This window comes from Amycolatopsis vancoresmycina (genome assembly GCF_000716785.1).
Taxonomy (GTDB): domain Bacteria; phylum Actinomycetota; class Actinomycetes; order Mycobacteriales; family Pseudonocardiaceae; genus Amycolatopsis; species Amycolatopsis vancoresmycina.
The window spans coordinates 1-17,190 of record NZ_JNYY01000023.1 but is presented as its reverse complement, the minus strand read 5'-3'; the positions used below and the strand labels follow the sequence as shown (position 1 = coordinate 17,190).

The window sequence follows — 17,190 nt, the reverse complement described above, 5'->3', positions numbered from 1 at the left end:
CACAGTGACCGCTGTCCGGCCGCGGTCGACCTGCGCCGGGCTCGTTACGGAAAAGGGTTGCACCGAAATGACGGATGAAGAGAAGCTGGTCGACTACCTCAAGTGGGTCACCGCCGATCTGCAGCGGGCCCGCCACCGCGCCGACGAACTGGAAGCGGCGGCGGCCGAGCCCGTGGCGATCGTCGGGACGGCCTGCCGCTTCCCCGGTGGGGTGCGCGGCCCGGAAGACCTGTGGCGGCTGGTCGCCGACGGGGTCGACGCCATTTCGCCGTTCCCCGACGACCGTGGCTGGGACGTCCGGAACCTGTTCGACCCGGACCGCGGCGCTTTCGGCAAGTCCTACGTCCGCGAAGGCGGTTTCGTCCACGACGCCGCGGATTTCGACGCCGGGTTCTTCGGGATCAGCCCCCGCGAGGCCGTGACGATGGATCCGCAGCAGCGGTTGCTGCTGGAGACGTCGTGGGAAGCCTTCGAGCGAGCCGGCATCGACCCGACGTCCCTGCGCGGCGGCGAAGTCGGGGTGTTCGCCGGGATGGCCTACCACGACTACGCGATGCGCCTGAACCGCGTCGCCGACGAGTACGAGGGCTACCTCGGGGCCGGCAGCTCCGGCAGCGTGGCCTCCGGCCGGATCGCGTATGCGCTGGGGCTGGAGGGGCCGGCGTTGACGGTGGACACGGCGTGTTCGTCGTCGCTGGTGGCGATTCACCTGGCCGTGCAGGCGTTGCGGCGCGGTGAGTGCACGATGGCGCTGGCCGGCGGCGTGACGATCCTGTCGGCGTCCGGGACGTTCGTCGAGTTCAGCAGGCAGGGCGCGTTGTCCCCGGACGGCCGCTGCAAGTCCTTCGCCGCGGCCGCCGACGGCGCCGGCTGGGGCGAAGGCGTCGGGCTCGTGGTGCTGGAGCGGTTGTCGGTGGCGCGGGAACGCGGACACCGCGTGCTGGCGGTGGTGCGGGGTTCGGCGGTCAACCAGGACGGTGCGTCGAACGGGTTGACGGCGCCGAACGGTCCGTCTCAGCAGCGGGTGATCCGGGCGGCGCTGGCGAGCGCCGGACTGTCCGGTGTGGACATCGACGCCGTGGAGGCGCACGGTACCGGGACGTCGCTGGGTGACCCGATCGAAGCGCAGGCCCTGCTGGCAACCTACGGTCAGGGCCGGTCATCCGAACGTCCACTGTGGCTCGGCTCAATCAAGTCCAACATCGGGCACACCCAGGGTGCCGCCGGGGTGGCCGGGGTGATCAAGATGGTCGAGGCCCTGCGCCGGGGCGTGCTGCCGCGGACGTTGCACGTGGACGAGCCGACGCCGAAGGTGGACTGGTCCGCCGGGGAAGTGCGGCTGCTGACCGAAGCCCGCGAATGGCCGGCGGTGGACCGGCCGCGGCGGGCGGCGGTGTCGTCGTTCGGCATCAGCGGCACCAACGCCCACCTGATCCTCGAACAAGCGCCCGATCCCGAACCCGAGGGCGAACCGGCGCCCTTCGCCGATGGCGTGGTGCCGCTGGTGGTGTCCGGCCGCGGCGTACCGGCTCTGCGGGCTCAGGCCGCAAGCCTGCTGTCCTTTGTGGACATTGATGTCGTATCGCTGCCCGATGTGGGGGCGGCGCTGGTGACCGAGCGGGCGACGCTGCCCGACCGCGGTGTCGTCGTGGCCGCCGACCGCGCCGCCGCGGTCGCGGGATTGAGTGCGCTGGCCGAGGGAAGGACGGCTTCGGGAGTTGTCTCGGGGGTGGCGGACGTCGAAGGCAAGCGGGTGTTCGTGTTCCCGGGTCAGGGGGCGCAGTGGGTCGGCATGGGTCGCGACCTGCTGGCCGTCTCGCCCGTGTTCGCCGAGGTGGTGGCGGAGTGCGAGAAGGCGCTGTCGCCGTGGGTGGATTGGTCGGTGACGGAAGTCCTGCGGGACGGCCGCGATTTGGACCGGGTCGATGTGGTTCAGCCGGCGTCATTCGCGGTGATGGTGGGACTGGCTGCGGTGTGGCGGTCGTACGGGGTGACCCCGGACGCCGTGCTCGGCCATTCCCAGGGGGAGATCGCGGCGGCCTGCGTGGCGGGTGCGTTGTCGCTGCGAGATGCGGCGATGGTGGTGGCGTTGCGAAGCCAGGCCATCGCGGCGTCGCTCGCCGGGCGCGGCGGAATGCTGTCGATGTCGGTCGGCGCCGAGACCGCGGCCGAGCGGCTGCGCGACCTGACCGGGCGCGTGGAACTCGCGGCGGTCAACGGCCCGGCCTCGGTGGTCGTCGCCGGAGACGTCGACGCCCTGGCCGAACTGCTCGTCACCTGCGAGAACGACGGCGTGCGCGCCCGGATGATCCTGGTGGACTACGCCTCCCACACCCGCCACGTCGAAGCCCTGCACGACCGGCTGCGCGAGACACTGGCCGGCATCCGGCCCACCGCGACCGGCATCCCGATGTGGTCGACGGTCACCCAGGAATGGCTCGAAGGACCGGAGCTGGACGCGGAGTACTGGTACCGCAATCTACGTCACCAGGTCGGGTTCGGTCCGGCGGTCGAGACACTGGTGGAGCTGGGACACCGGGCGTTCGTCGAGGTGAGCCCGCATCCGGTGCTCACTACCGCCGTCCAGGAAGTCGTGGACGGTCACGACGTCGCCACGGTGGTCACCGGAACCCTGCGCCGCGACGACGGTGGGCTGCGGCGATTGCTGACCAGCCTGGCCGAGGTGCACGTCCGGGGGATCCCGGTCACCTGGACCACCGGGCAGGGCAACCACGTGGACCTGCCCACCTACGCCTTCCGACGAGACCGCTACTGGCTCGAAGAACTCGACGACCCCGCCGACGAGCCGGGCCCGGCCGCCCACGGGTTCGACGGCGAACTCTGGACCGCGTTGGAACGCGAAGACTTCGCCGCCCTCGACACCCTGCTCCAGCTCGAATCCGCCGACCAGCAGTCGTCGCTGCGGACCGTGGCCCCGGTGCTGTCCGCCTGGTACCGGCAACGCCGCCAGGAGTCCACAGTGGACGGCTGGTGCCACCGCATCGGATGGAAGCCCCTCGCCGACCCCGAGCCGCGCGAGCTCACCGGCACCTGGATCCTCGTGCTGCCCGAAGACGCGCTCGACGACCCGGCGGTCGCGGCGGTGGCGGACGGGCTGACCGCCCAAGGCGCCTGGGTCACCCGGCTGACCCTCGATCCGGCCGACGCCGAGCGCACGGCCGTCGCCGACCGGGTCCGCGAGATCGTGACGGAAATCGGCGACGTCCGGGCCGTGGTGTCGTTCCTGGGCCTCGCCCGTGGCGCGCACGCCGCGTCCCCGGCGCTGCCGGCCGCCGTCGCCACCACCGTGACGCTGGTGCAGGCGCTCGGCGACGCCGAAGTGGCCGCGCCGCTGTGGGCCTTCACCCGGGGCGCGGTGGCGCCCGGCGACGACGAACCGGTGGGCGATCCCGCCCAGGCAATGCTGTGGGGACTGGGCCGGGTGGTGGCCCTGGAACACCCCGACCGCTGGGCCGGCCTGCTCGACCTGCCTGCCGTCGTGGACGAGGCCGCACTCCGGCACGTCCTGGGCGTGCTCGCCGGGGACGGCGACGAGGACCAGCTGGCCGTCCGGCCCACCGGGCTGCTCGGGCGGCGGCTGCTGCCCGCCCCGCTCGCCGAGGTGCCCCCGGCCCGGCACTGGCAGCCGCACGGCACGGTGCTGGTGACCGGCGGGCTCAGCGGCGTCGGCGCCCAGGTGGCGCGGTGGCTGGCCGCCGCCGGTGCCGAGCACCTGGTCCTGGCGGCCCGGCGCGGGGCACGCACCCCCGGCGCGGCCGAGCTGGCCGCCGAACTCGAGGCGCGGGGCGCGCGGGTCACGATCGCGGAATGCGACGTCGCCGACCGCGAAAGCCTGCGGCAGCTGCTCGACGGCGTGTCCGCCGAGCTGACCGCGGTCGTGCACGCGGCGGGCGTCGCCACCACCGGCGCGGTCGCGGACACCACCCTGCCGGCGTTCGCCGAGGTACTGGCCGGCAAGGCCGCCGGCGCGGCGAACCTGGACGAGCTGCTCGCCGACCGGCCGCTGGCGGCGTTCGTGCTGTTCTCCTCCATCGCTTCGGTCTGGGGGAGCGGCGGCCAAGGCGCGTACGCCGCCGCCAACGCCTACCTCGACGCGCTCGCCGCGCAGCGGCAGGCCCGCGGCCTGGCCGCGACCGCCGTCGCCTGGGGCGCGTGGGGCGGCGGCGGGATGTCGTCGGACTCTCCCGACGTCGAGGACCAGCTGCGCCGGACCGGCCTTCGCACGATGGCCGTCGAACCGGCCCTGCTCGCCCTCGAGCGGGCGGTCGAGCGGGCCGGGAGCGGCCTCGTGGTCACCGACGTGGACTGGGAGCGCTTCGCCCCGGGCTTCACCGCACGCCGCCCCAGCCCGCTGCTCGGCGAGCTGGCCCAGGTGCGCCAGACCCTGCGCGAAGACGACGACGGCCGCACCGGCGCCGGTGCGGGCGAAGCGCAGGCCGAGGTGCTCCGGCAGCTCGCCGGACTGTCCGGACCGGACCGGCTGCGCGCCCTCACCGACCTGGTGCGCACCGAGGCCGCCGGCGTGCTCGGACTGTCCTCCGTGGACGGCATCGGGTCCGGCCAGGCATTCCGGGACGTCGGGTTCGACTCGCTGACCGCGGTCGACCTGCGCAACCGCCTGACCGCCGCCACCGGGCTGCGGCTGCCCGCGGCGCTGGTGTTCGACCACCCGACCCCGGCCGCGGTGGCGGACTTCCTCGGCGGGCGGCTCGCCGTCCCCGGCGAGGGTGCGGCGCCGTCGATCCTGGCCGAGCTCGACCGGCTGGAGACCGCCTACCGGGCCCCGGACGCGGACCGGGCGGTGCGCACCCAGGTCGTCGCCCGGATGCGGGCGCTGACCGCGGTGTGGGAGAACGCGGACACCGGCGGCGCGGATCTGGACTTCGATCTGGCGACCGACGACCAGATCTTCGAGCTGATCGACACCGAATTCGGCACCGCGTGACGACACCGGGCCGGAGCGAGCGAGCCACCTCCGAGGAGCCTTCCTGCCATGGCCGATGACGACAAGCTGCGCGACTACCTCAAGCGGGTCGTCGCCGACGCCCGCCGGACCCAGAAACGCCTGCGGGACCTCGAATCGGAACCCATCGCCATCGTGGGGACGGGCTGCCGCTACCCCGGCGGCATCGCCTCGGCCGACGACCTGTGGCGGGTGGTCGCCGACGGCGTGGACACCGTCGGCCCGTTCCCGGACGACCGCGGCTGGGACCTCGACGCGCTGGGCGACCCCGACCCGGACCGCGAGGGCTCGACGTACGTGCGGGAAAGCGCCTTCCTGCACGACATGGCGGACTTCGACGCGGCGTTCTTCGGGATCAGCCCGCGCGAAGCGGTGGCCATGGACCCGCAGCAGCGGCTGTTGCTGGAAACGTCGTGGGAGACCTTTGAAAACGCCGGCATCGACCCGGTTTCCCTGCGGGGCAGCTCGGTCGGCGTCTACGCGGGGCTGTTCTACCACGAATACGCCGAATTCCTCGGCAAAGTGCCGGGGGCCGGCCAGGGGTACATGGGCACCGGCACCGCCGGCAGCGTGGCCTCGGGCCGGGTGGCGTACTCGCTCGGGTTCGAAGGGCCGGCGCTGACGGTGGACACGGCGTGTTCGTCGTCGCTGGTGGCGATCCACCTGGCCGTGCAGTCGCTGCGGCGCGGCGAATGCTCGCTGGCCCTGGCCGGCGGCGTGGCCGTGATGGTGCTGCCGGGCGCGTTCGTCGACTTCAGCCGGCAGCGCGGGCTCGCGCCCGACGGCCGGTGCAAGGCGTTCGCGGCCACCGCGGACGGCACCAGCTTCAGCGAAGGCGTGGGGCTGGTGCTGCTCGAGCGGCTGTCGGACGCCCGGGCGGCGGGACACCGGGTGCTGGCCGTGATCCGCGGTTCGGCGGTGAACCAGGACGGGGCGTCCAACGGCCTGACGGCGCCGAACGGCCCGTCGCAGCAGCGGGTGATCCGGGCCGCGCTGGCGAGTGCCGGACTGTCCACTTCGGACGTCGACGCGGTGGAGGCGCACGGCACCGGCACCATGCTGGGCGATCCGATCGAGGCCGACGCGCTCCTGGCCACCTACGGGCAGGGACGGGCGCCGGAACGGCCGTTGTGGCTCGGCTCGGTGAAGTCCAACATCGGCCACACCCAGACCGCCGCCGGCGTGGCCGGGGTGATCAAGATGGTCGAGGCCCTGCGCCGGGGCGTGCTGCCGCGGACGCTGCACGTGGACGAGCCGACGCCGAAGGTCGACTGGGCGAGCGGCGCGGTCCGGCTGCTGACCGAAGAACAGGCGTGGCCGGAGAGCGACCGGCCCCGCCGGGCCGGGGTGTCCTCGTTCGGGCTGAGCGGCACCAACTCCCACCTGATCCTGGAACAGGCCCCCGAACCCGAGCCCGCGGAGACCACCGAGGACACCGATGGAGTCGTCAGCCGCGCCGGAGTCGTCCCGCTGGTCGTTTCGGGCCGGGGAACGGCGGGGCTGCGCGGGCAGGCGGCGCGGCTGGCGTCGTTCCTGGAGCAGGGCGGCGACCCGCTGGTGGACGCCGGGCTGTCCCTCGTGACGACCCGAGCGGCACTGGCCGACCGGGGCGTGGTCCTCGCGGCCGATCGCGCCGAGGCGGTCGCCGGCTTGCGCGCGCTGGCCGACGGCGCGCCGGGCGTGGGCGTCACCTCGGGCCAGGCCGACGTGGACGGCAAGCTCGTGTTCGTGTTCCCCGGGCAGGGGGCGCAGTGGGCGGGGATGGGGCTGGAGCTGCTCGACACCTCACCGGCGTTCGCCGCCCGGTTCGCCGACTGCGACCGGGCACTGGCGCCGCTGCTGGGCTGGTCGGTGACCGACGTCCTGCGGGGTGCGCCGGGCGCACCGGACATGGCCCGGCTGGAGGTCGTGCAGCCGGTGCTGTTCGCGGTGTCCGTGGCGCTGGCCGAAGTCTGGCGGTCGTGCGGGGTCGTCCCCGACGCGGTGGTCGGCCACTCCCAGGGCGAGATCGCCGCGGCCTGCGTGGCGGGGGTGCTGTCACTGGCCGACGCGGCCCGCGTCGCGGTGCTGCGCAGCCGGGTGATGGCGAACCGGATGAGCGGCTCGGGCGGCATCATGGCGGTTTCCCTGTCCGCGGAAGCGGCCGAAGAGCGGCTGCGCCCGTGGGCCGGGCGGGCCGAAGTCGCCGCGGTCAACGGGCCGGCGTCGGTGATCGTGGGCGGTGACCTCGACGCCTTGGCGGAACTGCGGGAGCACTGCGAGGCCGACGGCGTCCGGGCCCGGCTCGTCCCGGCCGGGGTGGCCTCCCACACCGCGCACGTCGAGCCCATCCGGGAGGAGCTGCTGGCGGCGCTGGAAGGGGTGCGCGGCGTCGCCGGGCAGATCCCGATGTGGTCCACCGTCACCCAGGAGTGGGTGACCGGGACCGACCTGGACGCCGGGTACTGGTACCGCAACGTCCGCCACCAGGTCGGCTTCGCGCCGGCCATCGAGGCGCTGCTGGACACGGGCCACCGCGCGTTCGTCGAGGTGAGCCCGCACCCGGTGCTGACCACCAGCGTCCAGGACACCCTGGCGGTGCACGAAGCCGTCCCGACCGTGGTGACCGGGACGCTGCGCCGCGACGACGGCGGGCTCCCGCGGGTGCTGTCCGGCGCGGCGGAGCTGTTCGTCCGCGGCGTGGGCGTGGACTGGGCCGGGTGTTTCGGCGGCAGCGGCGGCCGGCGGGTGCCGCTGCCGTCGTACGCCTTCCAGCGCGAGCGGTTCTGGCTGGAGGTCCCCTCCGGTTCGGGTGACGTCTCGGGTGCGGGCCTGGTGTCCCCGAAGCACCCGCTGCTGGGTGCCGGGACGAGCCTGGCGGGCGGCGAAGGCGTGCTGTTCACCGGCCGCCTGTCCCTGCGGTCGCACCCGTGGCTGGCCGCGCACGCCGTGTCCGGCGTGGTTCTGGTCCCCGGGACGGTGTTCGTGGAACTGGCCGTCCGCGGCGGGGACGAGGTGGGCTGCCCGGTCGTCGAAGAGCTGATCGTCGAGGCGCCGCTGGTGCTCTCCGGGACCGGCGGGGTCGCGCTGCAGGTCGTGGTCGGCGATCCGGACGCGGCGGGCCGCCGTCCGGTGTCGGTGCACAGCCGCGACGACGCCCAGGACGGCGCCTGGGTCCGGCACGCCGCCGGGACGCTGACCGCCACCGAACCGGCGCCCGGCTTCGACCTGGCGGACTGGCCGCCGCCGGACGCGGAACCGGTGGACCTCACCGGGTTCTACGACGAGCTGGCCGAGGCCGGCTACGAGTACGGGCCGGCGTTCCGGGGGCTGCGCAAGGTGTGGAAGCGCGGCGAGGACGTCTACGCCGAGGTCACCCTGCCGCCGGAGGGCGCCGGCGCGGCCGGCTTCGGCATCCACCCGGCGCTGCTCGACGCCGCGCTGCACAGCATGAACTTCACCGCGTTGGCCGAGACGGTCGACGGCCGGACCCTGCTGCCCTTCGCCTGGAACGACGTCGCCCTGTACGCCTCGGGCCCGGCGGCCCTGCGGGTGCGGGCGACCCACCTCGGCGCCGACCGGATCTCGCTCGCGGTGGCCGACCACGCCGGCGCCCCGGTGGCGGCCATCGGGTCGCTGACGCTGCGTCCGGTCACCGCCGCCCCGGTGACGGCCACGGCGAACTCCCTGTTCCACGTCGCCTGGACCGAGCTCCCGCTCGCAGACCTCTCCGGCGAGCTCGCCGGAGAGGTCTGCGAAGTCCCCGCCGGGGCGGGGGACGCGGCCGCGGCCCGGGCGGCCACCGGCCGGGTGCTCGAAGCGGTGCAGGACTGGCTCGCCGCGGACCGGCCGGACGCGCGCCTGGTGGTCCTCACGCGCAACGCGGTCGCGGTGCACGACCCCGGCGAGGTCGGTGACCCGGCGGCCGCCGCGGTGTGGGGGCTGGTCCGGTCCGCCCAGTCGGAGCACCCGGACCGGTTCGTGCTGGTCGACCTCGACGACGCCGGCGAGTCACGGGCCGTGCTGCCCGCGGTCGTCGCCTCCGGCGAGCCGCAGGTGGCGATCCGCGCGGGCGTCGCCTCGGTGCCGCGCCTGGCGCGCGCCGCCGCCGTGGACCGCCTGGCCCCGGCGTGGGACCCGGCGGGCACCGTCCTCGTCACCGGCGGCACCGGGACCCTGGGCGCGGTGCTGGCCCGGCACCTGGTGACCACGTATGGCGTGCGGCACCTGCTGCTGGTCAGCCGCCGCGGCCCGGCGGCCGGCGGCGCGGCGGAGCTCGAAGCCGAGCTGGCCGCACTGGGCGCCGAAGTGCGCATCGCCGCGTGCGACGTGGCGGACCGGGCCGAGCTGGCCGCGCTGCTGGCCGGCATCCCCGCCGACCGGCCGCTGACCGCGGTCGTCCACGCCGCGGCCGCGCTCGACGACGGCGTGGTGTCCGCGCTGACGCCGGACCGCTTCGACACCGTGTTCCGCCCCAAGATCGACGCGGCCGTGCACCTCCACGAGCTGACCGCGGACCGGGACCTCGCCGCGTTCGTGCTCTTCTCCTCCGGCGCCGGGGTGCTGGGCAACCCGGGCCAGGCGAACTACGCCGCCGCGAACGCCTACCTCGACGCGCTGGCGCACCGGCGGCGGGCAACCGGCCTGCCCGCGGTGTCGCTCGCGTGGGGGCTGTGGGCGGAGACCACCGGGCTGACCCGCGCGCTCGGCGAGACCGAGCACGGCCGGCTCGCCGGCGGCGGGTTGCGCGCGCTGACCTCGGCGGAGGGGATGGCGCTGTTCGACGCCGGGCTGGCTTCGGACGAGGCACTGCTGGTTCCCCTGCACCTCGACCTCGCGGCGGTCCGGGCGCGGCGGGACGCCGTCCCCGCGATGCTGCGGGCGCTGGCCGGGCGGCCGGGCCGCCGGTCGGTGCAGGACGTCGCACCCGACGCCGGTTCGCTGCTGCAGCGGCTGGCCGGGCTGCCGGAGAAAGAGCGCAGCCAGGCGCTGGTGGATCTGGTCCGCGCCGAGGCCGCCGTGGTGCTCCGGCACGCGAACGCGGACGGCATCGAGCCCGACCGCGCGTTCAGCGACCTCGGCTACGACTCGCTGACCTCGGTGGAGCTGCGCAACCGCCTGACCGCCGCGAGCGGGGTGCGCCTCCCGGCGACCCTGCTGTTCGACCACCCGACGCCACTGGCGGTGGCCGCCTACCTGAAGGACGAGCTGGCGGGCCGCCGCCCGGCCACGACGGCGGTGGCGGCCGTGGCCGCGGACGAGCCCATCGCGATCGTCGGGATGGCGTGCCGCTTCCCGGGCGGAGTGGCCTCGCCGGAGCAGCTGTGGGACCTGGTTTCCGGCGAGACCGACGCGATCGGGGCGTTCCCCGAGGACCGCGGCTGGGACCTCGACCGGCTGTTCGACCCCGACGTGGAGCACCGGGGCACGAGCTACGTCCGGGAGGGCGGGTTCCTCGAGGACGCGGCGGGGTTCGACGCGGGGTTCTTCGGGATCAGCCCGCGCGAGGCGCTGGCGATGGACCCGCAGCAGCGGGTGCTGCTGGAAACGTCGTGGGAGGCGTTCGAACGCGCGGGCATCGACCCGGTTTCCCTGCGGGGCAGCGACGTCGGGGTGTTCGCCGGGGTGATGTACCAGGGGTACCTGCCGGAAGCCGGCCTGGTGCCGGAGGAGATCGAGGGCTACCTCGGGACCGGCAACTCCGGGAGCGTGGTGTCGGGGCGGGTGGCGTATTCGCTGGGTTTCGTGGGGCCGGCGTTGACGGTGGACACGGCGTGTTCGTCGTCGCTGGTGGCGATTCACCTGGCGGCGCAGGCGTTGCGCCGGGGTGAGTGCTCCTTGGCGCTGGCCGGGGGTGTGACGGTGATGGCGACCCCCAACCTGTTCGTGGATTTCTCCCGGCAGCGAGGTCTCGCGCTCGACGCGCGGTGCAAGGCGTTCTCGGGCGCGGCCGACGGCACGAGCTTCAGCGAGGGTGTCGGTCTGGTGTTGCTGGAGCGGTTGTCGGTGGCCCGCGCAGCGGGACACCGGGTGCTGGGTGTGGTGGCGGGTTCGGCGGTGAACCAGGATGGTGCTTCCAATGGCCTGACCGCGCCGAACGGTCCGTCGCAGCAGCGGGTGATCCGGGCGGCGCTGGCGAGTGCCGGTCTGTCCACTTCGGACGTCGATGCGGTCGAAGCGCATGGTACGGGGACGTCGTTGGGTGATCCGATCGAGGCGCAGGCTCTGCTGGCCACGTATGGGCAGGATCGTGAAGAGCCGTTGTGGCTGGGTTCGGTGAAATCGAACATCGGCCACACCCAGGGCGCGGCCGGTGTCGCCGGAGTGATCAAGATGGTCGAGGCCATGCGCCGCGGGGTGCTGCCGCGGACGTTGCACGTGGACGAGCCGACGCCGAAGGTCGACTGGACCGCCGGGGAGGTGCGGCTGCTCACCGAGCAGCGGGAGTGGCCCGCGGTGGACCGGCCGCGGCGGGCGGGGGTGTCGTCGTTCGGGATCAGCGGGACGAACGCGCACGTGATCCTCCAGCAGGCACCGGACCGGGACCCGGCCGCGGCATCGCCGGAGTTGCCCGGCGGGGTGGTGCCGCTGGTCGTCTCGGGCCGCGGTACCGCGGCGGTGCGCGCCCAGGCCGCCCGGCTTGCGTCCTTTGTGGACGAGAACGACGTCTCGCTCGCCGCGCTGGGCCGGGCGCTGCTGACCACCCGGGCGTCCCTGCCGGACCGCGCGGTGGTGGCGGCCGCCGACCGCGCCGAAGCGGTGGCCGGGTTGCGGGCACTGGCCGACGGGGCACCCGGGACGATCTCGAGTCCGGCGAAGGCCGGCGGGCTCGCCGTCGTGTTCTCCGGCCAGGGCAGCCAGCGGGCGGGCATGGGCCGCGAGCTGTACGAACACTTCCCGGTGTTCCGGGCGGCGGTGGACGAGGTGTGCGCGGAGCTGGGCCGGTGGCTGGACGCCGACGCGGTGCGCGCGGCGATGTTCGACAGCTCCGACGAGGTGCTGGCGGAAACCGGGTGGGCGCAGCCGGGGCTGTTCGTGTTCGAGGTGGCGCTGTTCCGGTTGCTCGAATCGTGGGGCCTGGCCCCGGACGTGGTGGGCGGGCACTCCCTCGGCGAGGTGACCGCGGCGTTCGTGGCCGGCGTGTTCGACCTGGCCGGCGCGGCCCGGCTGGTGGCCGCGCGGGCGAGCCTGATGCAGGCGCTGCCCCCGGGCGGCGCGATGGCCTCCGTCGCCGGGCTGCCCGAAGACCTCGTGCGGGCGGCGCTGCCGGACTCCGGGGTGTCGCTGGCGGCGGTCAACGGCCCGGAGTCGGTGGTCGTCTCCGGGACCGAGGACGCGGTCGCGGCCGTCTCGGAACGGCTGGCCGGGCGCGGTGGCCGGGTGCGGCGCCTGCGGGTGTCGCACGCGTTCCACTCGGAGCTGATGGAGCCGATGCTCGACGGCTTCCGCGATGTGGTGAAGCAGCTTTCGCTGCGGGAGCCGGTGCTCCCGCTCGTGTCGAACGTGACGGGGGCCGTGGTGGAGCCCGGCCGGGTGTCGGACCCCGACTACTGGGTGGAGCACGTCCGGGCCACCGTGCGCTTCGGGGACGGGCTCGCGGCGCTGGCCGCGCTGGGCGTGGCCACGGTGCTGGAGATCGGCCCCGGTGCGGTGCTGACCGGCATGGGCGTGGCCGCGGTGCCCGCGGACACCGGCATGGGGTTCGTCGCGACCGCCCGCAAGAACCTGCCCGAGGTACGCGGGGTGCTGACCGCGCTGGCGGAACTGCACGTGCGCGGGTCCGGCGTGGACCTGACCGCCTACCTCGGCGCGGGCGGGGGCGAGTGGCTGGACCTGCCGACGTACGCCTTCCGGCACGAGCGGTTCTGGCTGGACGTCCCGGCCCGGACGGGGGACGTGTCCGCGGCCGGGCTGGAGTCGCCGTCGCACCCGCTGCTGGGGGCCGCGGTGCGGCTGGCCGGCAGCGGGGAAGTGGTGCTGACCGGGCGGCTGTCGACGCGGACGCACCCCTGGCTGGCCGACCACGCCGTCGCGGGCACGGTGCTGGTGCCGGGCGCGCTGTTCGTCGAACTGGCCGTCCGGGCCGGCGACGAGGCCGGCTGCCCGGCGATCGGGGAATTCGTCCTCGAGCGCCCGCTGCTGCTGCGCGACCGGGACGCGGTCCAGCTCCAGGTCCGCGTCGCCGAACCCGGCGACACCGGCAGCCGCCGGATCACCGTCCACGCCCGCACCGAAACCACCGGCGGACCGCCGGACGGCGACCACGGGTGGACCCGGCACGCGTCCGGCGTCCTCGAACCCGCCTCGCCGCCGCCCGCGCCGGCCGAGCCGCCGACGTGGCCGCCGCCCGGAGCCCGCCCGCTCGACACGGCCGCGTTCTACGACCGGCTGGCCGAGCGCGGCTACCACTACGGCCCCGCCTTCCAGGGCCTGACCGCGGCCTGGAGCACCGACGACGGCGTCCACGCGGAGATCACGCTGCCGTCGGCGGCCGGCGACGGCAGGTTCGGCATCCACCCGGCCCTGCTCGACGCGGCCCTGCACACCAACGCCTTCGCGCCGGCGCCGCCGGCCACGCCGCACCTGCCGTTCGCCTGGACCGGCGTCACCCTGCACGCCGGCGGCGCCACCACGCTGCGGGTCCACCTCGTCCCGGCCGGGCCGGCGACGCTGGCCCTGTACGCCACCGACACCACCGGCCGCCCGGTCCTCACCGTCGACAGCCTCACCCTGCGCCCGGTCGACCCCGGCGCGCTGCGGCGAGGGATCGACGACCTGGTGTACCGGATCGGCTGGACGCCGGTCACCCCGCCGGAGCCGGTCGCCGACCCCGCGCAGTGGACGGTCCTCGACCTCACCGGGTCCCCGGCCGGCCCGGGACAGGCGCGGGCGGTCACCGCCACGGTCCTCGCGCGGGTGCAGGACTGGCTCGACGAGCCGCAGGCGGACGCCGCCCGGTTCGTGGTCCTCACCCGCGGCGCGGTCGCGGTGGGCGACAGCGCGGAACTCACCGACCCGGCGGCAGCCGCGGTGTGGGGGCTGGTCCGCTCCGCCCAGTCGGAGGAACCCGACCGGATCGTGCTGATCGACCTGGACGGCGAACCGGCTTCACGGGCCGCGGTCACCGCCGTGGTGGCCTCGGGTGAGCCGCAGGCCGCGGTGCGCGGCGGAGCGGTGACGGTACCCCGGCTGGCCCGGCGGCCCGCCGGCGCCGAAATCCCGGGCCGCCCGCTGGACCCGGCAGGCACGGTCCTCGTCACCGGGGGCACCGGAGCGCTCGGCGCCCTCGTCGCCCGGCACCTGGCCGCCGAGCACGGCGTCCGGCACCTCCTGCTGGCCGGCCGGCGCGGCCCGGACGCCGACGGCGCCGCCGAACTGGTGACGGACCTGGCCGCCCACGGCGCCCGGGCGACCGTGGTGGCGTGCGACGTGGCCGACCGCGGCGCGCTCGAAGACCTGCTCGCCCGGATCCCGGCCGAGCACCCGCTGACCGCGGTGGTGCACGCCGCCGGCGTCCTCGACGACGGCGTCGTCCCGGCGTTGAACGCGGCGCGGCTCGACACGGTCTTCCGGCCGAAAGCCGACGCGGCCTGGCACCTCCACGAGCTGACCCGGGAACGCGACCTGGCGGCGTTCGTCCTCTTCTCCTCCGCCGCGGGCACCGTGGGCAGTCCCGGTCAGGCCGGCTACGCCGCCGCGAACGCGTTCCTCGACGGGCTGGCGCACGTGCGGCGAGCCCAGGGGCTGCCGGCCGTGGCACTGGCCTGGGGCGCCTGGCAGGCCGGTGGCACCGCGGGCATGGCGGACCGGCTCGGCGACGCCGACCGGGAGCGCCTGGCCCGCCGGGGTTTCCGGGCTCTGTCCGAAGAGGACGGTCTGGCGCTGTTCGACGCCGGGCTGCGGTCGGCCGACGCCGTGCTGGTCCCGATGAACCTGGACCGGCCGGCGGGCGAGGCGGTGCCGCCGCTGCTGCGCGCGCTGGCCCGCCCGGTGCGGCGGAGCGCGGAGAGCACCGCCGTCGACAGCGGGTCGTTCCTCCGCGGGCTGGCCGGCCGGTCCGCGGACGAGCAGCGGGCGATCGTGCTCGACCTGGTGCTGGCGACGGCGTCGGCGGTGCTCGGCCACACCGGCACGGACGCCCTCGACCCCGGCCAGGACCTGTGGGACCGGGGCTTCGACTCGCTGACCGCCGTGGAGCTGCGCAACCGGCTCGGCGCGGCCACCGGCGTCCGGCTCTCGGCCGCCGTCGTGTTCGACCACCCGACGCCGGCCGCGCTCGCCGGCCACCTCGCCGCGGAACTGCGGCCGCCGGAGCCGCCACCCGGGTTCGAGCCGCAGGTCCTGCTCGCGGAGATCGACAAGCTCGAAGCGAGCATCTCGGCGATACCGGACGCGGCGGCGCGGGCGCGCATCACCGAGCGCCTGCGCGCCCTGACCGCGACGACAGCCTGAAGCCGGGGAGGCACAACGATGTTCGACACCGAGGTCTACCTGGACCGCCTGGGCTACACCGGCCCGCGGACGGCCACGCCGGAAACCCTGCGGCAGCTGCACCACCGGCACCTGACGACGATTCCCTACGACAACACGAAGTTCGCCCCGGCCGGCGGCGAGCTGCCCGCCAACATCGCGGAAGTCGACCTCGACGCCACCTTCGACAAGATCGTGCGCGACGGCCACGGTGGCATCTGCTTCGAGCTGAACCCGCTGTTCCGCCGCCTGCTCGGCGAGCTGGGCTTCGAGACCCGGATCATCTCGGCGGGGGTGCGCCAGGAGGACGGCACGTTTTCCCCCGACTTGTCGCACCTGTTCACCGGTGTCGTGGTGGGGGACGACGTGTGGCTGGCCGACGTCGGGTTCTCCGGACCGTCCTACCTGGATCCGCTGCGCCTCGACGCGCAGGTGCAGCACCAGTACGGCTGCCGGTACAAGGTGGTCGAGCAGCAGGGGTGGCAGACGCTCCACCGCCGCAGCCGCACCGGCCCGTGGCGGGCGGTCTACCGCTTCTCGCCGGAGGGACGCAGCGTCGGGGACTGGCACGGCTTCGCCGAGCGGATGCGGGAATACACCGACGGCACCGTGCTCGCCAACGCCGTCATCCGGGCCCGCTCGTCCGCCGACGGGCACCTGCTGCTCGTCGGCAAGCGCCTGCTTTCGGTGGCGGACGGCCACGAAAAGGTGACCGCGCTGGTCGAACCGGCGGACTTCGATCGGGCGCTGGCCACCATCCTCGACGGCGGCCGGTGACGGCCGTGCCCGAGGACCCCTTCCCGCCCGCGCTGCACGCCAAGGTCGCCGCCGCCAAAGCGGCGTGGGAGATCGCGGTCTGCGCCCGGCACGCCGTCGTGCCGGAACACTACTGGCCGCACGAGCTGGACCGGGCCACGCTGCGCGCCGCACGGGCGCTGACCGAACTGGCGGCCCGCTACCGCGAACGCGCGGTCGTGTCCGCCCGCGCCGACGGGCTCACCTGGGCGGCGATCGGCGAGACGCTCGGCGTCGCCGACGCGGAGACGGCGTTCGCGGCCGTGCCCGGCGAGCTCGAGGCCGACGACACCGGCTGGTGGGCGGAAGCCCTGCGCGAGTGGCTGATCAACCCCGGGCGGAACGTGCTCGACTCGGCCGCTCGCCGGCCGTCCCCGGACCGGGCCGCCCTCTGGCGCCCGGCCGGTGCGGGTGGGGAAGCCGATCTCGGCCTGCTCCCGTGAGGGAGCCTCTCGACAGAAGGGAAAGCTGTGGGTGACGGAGAACTCGGAGACATCCGGCAGGCCATTGTCCGGGGCGAGCCCCGCGCGGCGGCGTCGCTGCCGCTGCCCGGGAGCTACCGCGGGGTGACCGTGCACGCTGATGAGGCCGGCATGTTCGAGGGCTTGGAGAGCCGGGACAAGGACCCGCGCAAGTCGCTGCACGTCGACGACGTGCCCGTCCCCGAGCTGGGGCCGGGTGAGGCGCTGGTCGCGGTGATGGCGAGCGCGATCAACTACAACACCGTGTGGACCTCGATTTTCGAGCCGATCCCGACGTTCAAGTTCCTGAAGAAGTACGGGAAGCTTTCGCCGCTGGCCAAGCGGCACGACCTGCCGTATCACGTGGTCGGCTCGGATCTGGCCGGGGTGGTGCTGCGCACGGGGGTCGGGGTGCACAACTGGAAGCCCGGCGATGAGGTGGTGGCGCATTGCCTGAGCGTGGAGCTGGAGAGCCCGGACGGGCACAACGACACGATGCTC

4 protein-coding genes and 1 pseudogene are annotated in these 17,190 nt (G+C 74.9%); all 5 read left to right on the top strand.

What is annotated here, in order from left to right:
- Positions 1 to 4 precede the first annotated feature (4 nt).
- Positions 5 to 4,966, top strand: coding sequence for a type I polyketide synthase (locus OO60_RS37575; RefSeq protein WP_420835544.1), 4,962 nt, complete (start codon positions 5 to 7; stop codon positions 4,964 to 4,966).
- Positions 4,967 to 5,026: 60 nt separating this feature from the next.
- Positions 5,027 to 15,415: pseudogene (locus OO60_RS47555) on the top strand (SDR family NAD(P)-dependent oxidoreductase); the annotation flags it as partial.
- 18 nt (positions 15,416 to 15,433) lie between these two features.
- Positions 15,434 to 16,210 carry an arylamine N-acetyltransferase family protein gene (locus tag OO60_RS37565; RefSeq protein WP_033263150.1) on the top strand — a complete coding sequence of 259 codons (777 nt, stop codon included), beginning with the start codon at positions 15,434 to 15,436 and terminating at the stop codon, positions 16,208 to 16,210.
- 5 nt (positions 16,211 to 16,215) lie between these two features.
- The gene (locus OO60_RS37560) at positions 16,216 to 16,671 is read left to right on the top strand and encodes a hypothetical protein (RefSeq protein ID WP_156081346.1); all 456 of its coding nucleotides are present in this window, start codon (positions 16,216 to 16,218) and stop codon (positions 16,669 to 16,671) included.
- Between the two features lie 27 nt (positions 16,672 to 16,698).
- Positions 16,699 to 17,190, top strand: a 492-nt coding sequence (locus OO60_RS37555) for an alcohol dehydrogenase catalytic domain-containing protein (RefSeq protein WP_033263148.1), incomplete at its 3' end; no start/stop codon positions are given.